Genomic DNA, 8695 nt, shown 5'->3' with positions numbered 1-8695 from the left:
CGCGACCAGCCGGCCCCCGCCCTCGGCGGCCAGCGCGCGGGCCGTGCCCTCGCCGCCGTCCACGAGGGGGATGAGGTCGGTCTCGGCGTCCGGGACCACGCGGCGTACGCCCGCGGCGATGGCCTCGGCGGCGGCGCCCGCGGACAGCGACTCCTTGAAGCCGCTGGGGGCGATGGCGAAATGGCTCAACACGTGGGTCTCCAGGGTGGGTTCGGCTTCATCGGACGGGAACGCCGAGCAGCGGCCACAGCGTGAGCGCGCACAGCAGGACGGCTGCGGCCGTCAGCGGGGCCAGGACGGCGGAGAGCCGCAGCAGGTCGCGCGGGGTGTAGGTGGGCACGCCGGGTATCTGGGCGAACAGCGTCACCGGCTTCGCGGACGCGGGGAGCGTGTGGCAGAAGCCCGCCGCGGCGGTGGAGGCGAGGGCGGCGGCGACCGGGTTGACGCCCGCGCCGACGGCCGCCGCGACGACCAGCGGCACGAGCACGGAGGAGCGGGCCGAGCGGGACTGCAGGACGAGGTGGGCGGCCGTGCTCACCGCGATCACCACGGCGAGGAACAGCCACGGCGGCACATCAAGGGGAACCCCGCCGACCAGCCACTTCGCGGCCCCCGACTCGGCGAGCGCGACGCCCATCGCCATCGTCGCCGCCATGAACAGGAGCAGTGACCACGGGACCGTACCGAGCGCGTCCTTCAGCCGTACGGTGCCGAGCGCGGGCGAGGCCGCGACCACGGCGCCGATCAGCGCGACGACGGCGGGCGGGACCTGGTGCAGCGGTTCACTGCACCAGAGGGCGACGACCGTGGCGAGGAGCAGGGCGCAGCGGGTCTCGGCCGGTTCCCAGGGGCCTGTGACCGGATGCTCGCTGTGCTCCTGGAGCTCGTCGAGCGTGATCCGCACCGGGCCCTTGCGGTCCGCGCGCCGCGTCGTCGTCAACAGGACGGCCTCCGCCGCCAGGTGGGAGGAGACGATCGCGAGCGGCAGGCCGAGCAGCAGCCACTGCGTGAAGCCGATCCGTTCGCCCGTCGCCTCCCACAGCACGGACACCGTGATGAGGTGCGCGCCCGCGCCGATCAGCGTCGCGACGGCGGAGAGCAGGATGACCGTGGGGAAGAGGAGGGCCAGCATCACGACCAGCCGGCGCCGGTCGGCCAGCACCTTCGCGAGGGCCAGGAAGACGGGCAGCGCGAGCGCCGCGCGGCCCGAGGTGGCCGGTACCGCGAAGGCGGTGACGACGAGCGCCGCCGTCGTCAGATGCGTCAGCTGCCGTACGCCGCGCGCCCCGCTGACCAGGAACGCCGCCGCCCGGCCCGCGAGCCCGCTGCGGGCCACGGCGGCCGCCAGCACGAACGCGCAGATCAGCAGCCACACCGTCTCGTCGCCCAGGGTCCCGAAGAGGGTCTCGCTGCTGATCACGCCCGTCGCCGTGAGCGCCAGGCCCGCGCCGAGCGCGATGTACGTGTCGTCGATCGACGTGCCGATCCACGCGCAGGTCGCCAGGGTGAACACGGCGAGCGTGAGCCGGGCGTCGCCGGTCAGGCCGGGGAAGTTGCCGGGGACCACGAGCAGCGCGCAGATGCTGAGGGCGATGCACAGGGTCGCGGCGGCGCGGAGGTTCAGGGTCACGCCGTTCAGCGTGGTGCGGCGTCGTGAGCCCTCAATGAGCCGTAAATGAAAGGAAGTTCACCCAATCAAGCCCCTGCGGCGATTGAGCAGCGGGGTCCGGGGCAGAGCCCCGCGACCGCAACCCTCACTCCCGCAACCGATACCCCACCCCCCGAACCGTCTCCACATGTCGAGCGCCAAGCTTCTTGCGCAGCGCCCGCACGTACACATCCACGATGTTCGTCCCGGGATCGAAGTCGTACCCCCACACGTGGGAGAGGATCTGCTCACGGGACAGGACCTGGCCGGGATGGCGCAGAAACAGCTCAAGCAGGACGAACTCACGCGCCGTCAGATCAACCGTCCGCCCCTCCGCCCGCGCCCTCCGCGTCCGCAGGTCGAGCGTGAGCTCCCCGCTCCCCAGCATCGTCACCTCAGGCGTGCCGGAGGCAGTCCGCAGCCGGAGCCTGACCCGCGCGAGGAGTTCCTCGAAGCGGAACGGCTTGGTCATCCAGTCGTCGGCGCCGCCCTCCAGGCCCGCCACCGTGTCCCGCACGGAGTCCCGCGCGGTCAGCACGATCACGGGCGTCGTGACGCGGGCCTCGCGCAGCTGCCGCAGGACCGTGAAGCCGTCCCGTCCCGGCAGCCCGATATCGAGCACGATCAGGTCGAAGCCGCCGGTCAGGGCGTAGTCGTGGGCGGAGTCGCCGTCCCCGACGACCGTCGTCGTGAAGCCGCCGGCGCGCAGCCCCTTCTCCACGAAGGAGGCGATGCGCTCCTCGTCCTCCACGATCAGGATGCGGTTCATTTCGGCTCCGTCCGGTCGAGTACGAGGGTGAAGGTCGCTCCACCGCCTTCGGTACGGCCCAGCTCGGCGTGGCCGCCGTGGCCCTGCGCGATGGCCTGGACGATGGCGAGGCCGAGCCCGGCGCCTGTGCCGCGCGAGCCGCGCCGCGCGGTGCCCCGCCGGAACCGCTCGAAGATCACCGCGGCGTCCTGGTCCGTGACACCTGGCCCGGCATCGGCGACGTACAGCTCGATCCGCTCGCGCACGAGCCGCGAGCCGATTCCTATGCGCTGGCCCGGCACGGTGTGCTGCACCGCGTTCTGCGCGAGCTGGACCATCGCCTGCGTGATCCGCTGGGGGTCGAGCCCGGCCTCGGTGTCGGCGACCTCGGCCAGCTGCCAGTCCCGCTCGCCGAGCGCCCTGGCCTTGACGAAGACATCGGCGGTCAACTCGGCGAGCTGCACCGGCTCCGGGGCCACGAAGTCCGGGCGCTCGGCCTTCGCGAGCAGCAGCAGATCCTCGACGATGCGGCTCATCCGGTCCAGCTCCTCCATCACGATCCGCACCGTCTCCTCGCGCTCGCGCGGATCGTCCCCCATCAGCTCCAGATGGCCGCGGACGATGGTGATGGGCGTACGCAGCTCGTGCCCGGCGTCGTCGACGAACTCGCGCTGCGCCGCGAACGCCCGCTCCAGGCGGTCGAGCATCCCGTTGAACGTCTCGGCGAGCGCCGCGATGTCGTCCCGGCCCTGCACCGGGATGCGCCGGGTGAGGTCCTGCTCGGTGAGCTGCGCGGCCGTCGTGCGCACGAGGCGTACGGGACGCAGGATGCGGCCCGCGACCGCCCAGCCGATGCCCGTCGTCATCAGCAGCGCCACCCCGGAGATGGCGAGCAGCATATGGAAGACGCCTTCCGCCTTGGCCTGTTCGCGCTCCGGGTGGAAGGCCACGACGAACGCCGCCGCGGGCCGGCCTTCACCCGCCCCGATCTCCACCTTCGACCAGCGGATCACGCCGCCGGGGCGGTCCAGGGTGCCGGTGGCGTCGGGGGAGCCGAGGACGGCGCGCAGGCCCGCCGGGTCCCGGGCGAGCGGGTGGTCGACGTCCGGGGCCCGCGACTGCTCCTTCTTGGCGGGGGTGCGGCCCGCGCCGCGGTCGACGAGGCCGAGCAGTTCCTCGTCCGGGTCGGCGTACTGCCGCTCCAGGTGCAGCTTGAGCAGCGGGTCGGGGTCGGTGAACCGCTTGCCGCTGCGCGGATCGACGCCCCTGCGCACGAAGTTGGCGAACTCGCCGGTCTCCTGCGCGAGCAGCCGGTCCACGCGGTGGTCCACATCGCGCAGCAGCACCGAGCGGGTGGTGGCGGCGACCGCGGTGAGCGCCACCGCCATCACGACGAGCAGCCACAGCAGGATGCGGACGCGCGCGGAGACCCACCGATGGGCCGGGTCAGCCGTCGTCGCCGGGCCCGCCGTCGTCCGAGCCGCCTCGGTCGTCGGCTCCGTCGTTTCCGTCGTCGTCCGAGTCGTCTGCGCTGGCCGTGCTGTCATCGGCTGAGGGATTCTCGCTCACCGGTGGCGGGGACACCGTCTCGTCACTGGGCGTCGGGCGCGGGGACGGCGAGCCGCTCTCCAGCTCCACCTTCGGCGGCGACTTCGGGGGATCCGGGCTTTCGGTCAGGGCGTAGCTGGTCGCCGCGATGCCGAGCGGGATCGCGACGACCGCGGCGAGGGCCGCCATGCGGTGGGAGAAGGCCATGGCAACCACGTTCGGCGGCGTACCCGGTCGGCATGATGAGCCCCGGATGAAGAAACCTTCATACAGCCGCCGTGGAGGGCGTTACGCGTCGAGGCCGATCGCGAACGCCGCCTCCAGGTCGTGCTGCGAGTACGTACGGAACGCGACGTGCGTGTCCGTGCCCTCGACGCCCTGGATCTTGCTGATCTTGCCGGGAATGACGTCCGCCAGATCGTCGTGGCGGGCGACCCGGACCATGGCGATCAGGTCGTAGGTACCGGTGACGGAGAAGACCTCGCTCACGTTGTCCAGGGCCGCGATCGACTCGGCGATCTCGGGGATCCGGTCCACGCTGGTCTTGATGAGCACGATCGCGGTGATCACGGCTGGCTGTCTCCCTCGGTGGCCGTGGCATGGGTCGCCTCAACCTTAGCCCGCGTCCGATACCGCGCCCACGCCCACAGGAACCCGACGGAGAACCCCACGAGGTGCGCCAGATACGCCACCCCCGGCCCCTGGCTGTCCTGCCCCGCCGCCACCCACTGCAACGCCACCCAGAACGGCAGCACCACCCACGCCGGAAACCGCAGCGGCAGGAAAAAGAGAAAGGGGAACAGGCTCGTCACGCGGGCTTCGGGGAACAGGAAGAGGAACGCGCCGAGGACCGCCGAGATCGCCCCCGACGCGCCGACCAGACTCTGGTCGGAATCGGCGTGCGCGAACGTGTACCCGAGCAGTGCCAGATATCCGCTGACCCCATAGAACAAGGCGTACGAGAGGCCGCCCATGTGTTCCTCGACCATGGCCCCGAACACATAGAGGAAAAGCATGTTGCCCAGCAGGTGCAGCCAACTGCCGTGCACGAACAGCGCCGTGAGAGGGGTGAGCAGGGCCCGCGCCGAACCGCCGAACAGCTCGTCCGGGACCACACCCCAGCGCTCGAAGTAGGCGCTCTGCGCGGCGAGCAGCTGGTCCCCGGTGCCGTAGCCGGGGTTCAGGCCCGAGGCGGGGGACAGTACGAAGACCACACAGCAGACCGCGATGATGCCGTACGTGACCGGGGCCGGGTGACCTCTGAGGAATGCGGTCAGCCTGTCGATCGCGGAGCGCCCATTGCCGATCATGGACAGAGCATGACGCAAGGCGGGGAGCGGGCGGCGTACGGCAGGCCGTAGGGTTACGGGCAATAAAGCAGCACCACGCAATCCGTATGCATCCGGAAGAAGGCACCACTCGATGACGGTTCCCCTGCCGACCGCCACCACTCGCTGGCGCTGCACTTTGTGCGGCAATCTGACGCGCTTCGACGTCACGCGGTCCTCGAAGGTCGTCGAGTACGTCCACTTGGACCTGGCCGGTGAGCCGAAGGTGGAGGAGCGCGAGGTGGTCAGTGAGACCATCGAGTCGGTGCGCTGCCGGTGGTGCAACGCGGTGGATCAGGTGGAACTGGTGGACAGGCCGGGCGCCGACTCCTGAGGAGCGGCTCCACAGCGACATTGGGGTGACGGATGGTGGAGAGCACAGGCGGGGAGGCCGGGGAGGGCGGCGCCGCCGAGGTGCTCGACCGTCCGCTGCCCGAAGGGGTTCGGCGACGGGTCGTGCAGATCGCGTCGGACGGCTTCGGCGGCCTGACGGTAAGTGAACTTCCGCCTCAATTGCGGCAGTATGCCCGGTTCACCCCGACCCGGCGGATGAAGTTCGCCGGCAACGCCATGGCCGCGGCCCTGGAGGGCGACCCGCTGTTCCGGCAGCGGATCGGGGAGCGGCTGCGGGACGCGCAGCCCGAGCTGGCGGCCGCCTTGGAGGCGGGGTCCCCACCGCCGGCGGCCGACCCGCTCGATGTGGCGGCGGCCGCCTATGTGTTGCGGCCCGTCGGCTGGGTGAAGCTCGTCGCCGCCGCGGGCGAGGACGCCCAGCGGGCCGACGCCGAGCGGGCCGACGACGAGACCCGTGCCGAACTGGAGCGCCTGCGCGCCGAGCTGACCGAGGCCCGGGCCCACACCAGGACCGAGACGGAGCGGCTGCGCGCCGAGCTCGACGCCGCCAGGCGCGAGGTCGCCTCCGTGGAGCGCAAGCTGCGGGCCGCGCTCAGCGACGTGAAGCGCGGCGAGGCCGCCGCACGCAAGGCGAAGGCCGAGACCGACGCGGTGCGCGCCGAGGGGCAGGCCCAGGTGTCCGCCGCGGAGAGTGAGACGCGGCGGCTCAAATCGCGGCTCGGCGAGGTCGAGTCGACGCTGGAGTCCTCACGCCGGGCGGCCCGCGAGGGGCGCAGCATCGAGGACATGCGGGTGCGGCTGCTGCTCGACACGGTCCTGGACGCGGCCCAGGGGCTGCGCAGGGAGCTCGCGCTGCCGCCGGTGTCCTCGCGACCCGCCGACTCCGTGGACGCCGTCGAGCCGGGCCGGATGACGCCGAAGGACATCGCGGCGCGCGCCCTGCACGAGCACGATCCGGCGATCCTCGACCAGTTGCTGGCGCTGCCGCAGGCCCACCTCGTCGTCGACGGGTACAACGTCACGAAGACCGGGTATCCGACGATGCCCCTGGAGAAGCAGCGGCTGCGGCTGCTCGGCTCCCTGTCGCAGCTCGCGGCGCAGACCGGGGCCGAGGTGACCTGTGTCTTCGACGGGGCCGAACTCGCCGCGCCCGTGCTGCTCGCGCCACCGCGCGGGGTGCGCGTGCTGTTCTCCAAACCGGGGGTCACGGCGGACGAGCTGATCCGTCAGCTCGTCCGCGCCGAGCCATCGGGGCGTCCCGTCATCGTCGTGTCGACCGACCGGGAGGTCGCGGACGGCATCGCGAAGGCGGGGGCACGCCCTGTCGCCTCCGTGGTGCTCCTGAAGCGACTCTCGCACGGCTGACCTTCCCCCAAAAGGGGCCCCGAGTTACCTATGTCACACGCGCAACATCCGTGTCGAATGCCCGAATTGGCGAAACCTTCACGCAACGTAGCGTCAAGCGGACATCACTGCATGTGAGTTGAGTGCAAAGAATGCAGCGAGTGACTGAGTTTTTTCTCTGAGGGATTTGAACTGATCACGAAGAGGTCACTAGGGTCGGCTCGAACCTCCGCTCGGGTGATCACTCATCAGGGGTGACGGTGGAGGGTCACCGCCCGCCGGCGCATCGGTAGGCGGCTGGAGGAAGAAGGAGCTCGCCTTCGTGGCGTCCCACCGTCGACCCAAGCAGCCGAGCCGCACCCGCGTGACCGTGCTCACCGCGACCGCCGCCGCTGCCGTGGCCCTCACCTCTCAGGCCGCCAACGCAGCCCCGAAGCCCAGCAAGAGCGAAGTCAAGGCCAAGGTCGACAAGCTCTACGAAGAGGCCGGTCTGGCGACCGACCACTACAACGGGGCCAAGGAGAAGCAGAAGAAGCTCGAGTCGGAGATCGGCGATCTCCAGGACAAGGTCGCCCGCGGCCAGGACGACCTCAACGAGCTGCGCTCCGGCCTCGGCACGCTCGCGGGGCAGCAGTACCGCTCCGGCGGCATCGACCCCTCGGTCCAGCTCTTCCTCTCCTCCGACCCGGACAGCTACCTCGACAAGGCCTCCACGCTCGACTCGCTCAGCGCCCAGCAGCTCGAGTCGCTCAAGAAGGTCCAGGAGAAGCAGCGCACGCTCGCCCAGGAGCGCGCCGAGGCCTCCCAGAAGCTCAAGGACCTCGCCGACACGCGCACCGAGCTCGGCAAGAAGAAGGACCAGGTCCAGAGCAAGCTCGCGGAGGCCCGCAAGCTGCTCAACACGCTGACCGCCGAGCAGCGGGCCAAGATGGCCGCCGAGCAGGAGCGCGCCAGCCGCGACTCCGCCAGCCGCGTCGACCTCGGCAACGCGCTGCCGGCCTCGGGCCGCGCCTCCGCCGCCCTGTCCGCGGCCGCCAGCCAGATCGGCAAGCCGTACGTCTCCGGCGGCTCGGGCCCCAACTCCTACGACTGCTCGGGTCTGACCCAGTGGGCGTACAACCAGGCCGGTGTCTCCATAACCCGGACCACGTACACCCAGATCGGTGAGGGCACCGAGGTGGCCAGGAGTCAGCTCAAGCCCGGTGACCTGGTCTTCTTCAGCAACACCGAGCACGTGGGCCTGTACGCGGGCAACAACCAGGTGCTGCACGCCCCGCACCCCGGTGCCAGCGTGCGCTACGAGTCGATGGACACGGTCGGCCCCTACCAGACCGCCCGCCGCATCTGACCCGTCGCATCTGCCCCGTCGCGGCCGCACAGGGCCCGCTGAAGGGGCCCGCTTCCCACCTCCCAACGTGCCCTGGAAACGCGCCCGTTCGGGCGAATTCCACGGACCCGCGCTGACCCCCGCGCCCCGCCCATGACCTGCGTCAGAGGCGGGGCGCCGCGCTGCGTGTCCCCTGAACGGTCTTTGGTCAGGGGGTAGTCGCCCGACTACTGTCGGCGCGCATTCCCCCGATCACGGGGGTCCGTCAGCGGAAGGGGGAGCGGCTACCCGTGGGTTCTCATCGCCGTATCTCGCATTCTCGGCACTCGGGCCTCGACCGGAGCACGCGCGTGACCGTTCTGACCGTGGCCGCCGCCTCAGCGGCGGCGGCCCTCGGC

The 8695-nt window shown here is 71.2% G+C and carries 10 protein-coding genes; 3 read left to right on the top strand and 7 right to left on the bottom strand.

Annotated elements, in window-relative coordinates:
• From OKJ99_RS06930 to OKJ99_RS06900, 7 genes are all read right to left on the bottom strand, one after another.
• Positions 1–192, bottom strand: a 192-nt coding sequence (locus tag OKJ99_RS06930) for a glycerate kinase (protein WP_326014897.1), incomplete at its 3' end; no start/stop codon positions are given.
• Between the two features lie 25 nt (positions 193–217).
• Entirely contained in the window at positions 218–1630 is a 1413-nt protein-coding gene (locus tag OKJ99_RS06925; protein ID WP_326014896.1) for an SLC13 family permease, read from the bottom strand.
• A 124-nt stretch (positions 1631–1754) separates the two neighbouring features.
• Entirely contained in the window at positions 1755–2417 is a 663-nt protein-coding gene (locus tag OKJ99_RS06920; protein ID WP_326014895.1) for a response regulator transcription factor, read from the bottom strand.
• Positions 2414–3943: a sensor histidine kinase gene (locus tag OKJ99_RS06915; protein WP_407700657.1), complete on the bottom strand. Its 1530-nt coding sequence runs from the start codon at positions 3941–3943 to the stop codon at positions 2414–2416. The genes OKJ99_RS06920 and OKJ99_RS06915 overlap by 4 nt, the downstream gene beginning before the upstream one ends.
• The gene (locus tag OKJ99_RS06910; protein WP_326014894.1) at positions 3843–4151 is read right to left on the bottom strand and encodes a small secreted hydrophilic protein; all 309 of its coding nucleotides are present in this window, start codon (positions 4149–4151) and stop codon (positions 3843–3845) included. The genes OKJ99_RS06915 and OKJ99_RS06910 overlap by 101 nt, the downstream gene beginning before the upstream one ends.
• Positions 4152–4232: 81 nt before the next feature.
• Complete coding sequence (locus OKJ99_RS06905; RefSeq protein ID WP_266720470.1) at positions 4233–4514, bottom strand: Lrp/AsnC family transcriptional regulator; 282 nt, start codon at positions 4512–4514, stop codon at positions 4233–4235.
• Positions 4511–5254 carry a rhomboid family intramembrane serine protease gene (locus OKJ99_RS06900; RefSeq protein ID WP_326014893.1) on the bottom strand — a complete coding sequence of 248 codons (744 nt, stop codon included), beginning with the start codon at positions 5252–5254 and terminating at the stop codon, positions 4511–4513. Before OKJ99_RS06900 ends, OKJ99_RS06905 begins: the two co-directional genes overlap by 4 nt.
• Positions 5255–5366: 112 nt before the next feature.
• Here OKJ99_RS06900 and OKJ99_RS06895 point away from each other — a divergent pair, with 112 nt between their 5' ends.
• The 3 genes from OKJ99_RS06895 to OKJ99_RS06885 all read left to right on the top strand — a co-directional run bounded on the left by OKJ99_RS06895 (position 5367) and on the right by OKJ99_RS06885 (position 8318).
• Positions 5367–5606, top strand: coding sequence for a hypothetical protein (locus tag OKJ99_RS06895; RefSeq protein WP_009309707.1), 240 nt, complete (start codon positions 5367–5369; stop codon positions 5604–5606).
• Positions 5607–5638: 32 nt separating this feature from the next.
• Positions 5639–6991 carry an NYN domain-containing protein gene (locus OKJ99_RS06890; RefSeq protein WP_326014892.1) on the top strand — a complete coding sequence of 451 codons (1353 nt, stop codon included), beginning with the start codon at positions 5639–5641 and terminating at the stop codon, positions 6989–6991.
• Positions 6992–7292: 301 nt separating this feature from the next.
• Positions 7293–8318 carry a C40 family peptidase gene (locus OKJ99_RS06885; protein ID WP_326014891.1) on the top strand — a complete coding sequence of 342 codons (1026 nt, stop codon included), beginning with the start codon at positions 7293–7295 and terminating at the stop codon, positions 8316–8318.
• Positions 8319–8695: the final 377 nt, after the last annotated feature.

Origin of the sequence: Streptomyces endophyticus, assembly GCF_035798155.1 — a bacterium.
GTDB lineage: Bacteria > Actinomycetota > Actinomycetes > Streptomycetales > Streptomycetaceae > Streptomyces > Streptomyces endophyticus.
The sequence above is the reverse complement of the archived record's forward strand: the minus strand, read 5'-3'. Positions and strand labels throughout refer to the sequence as shown.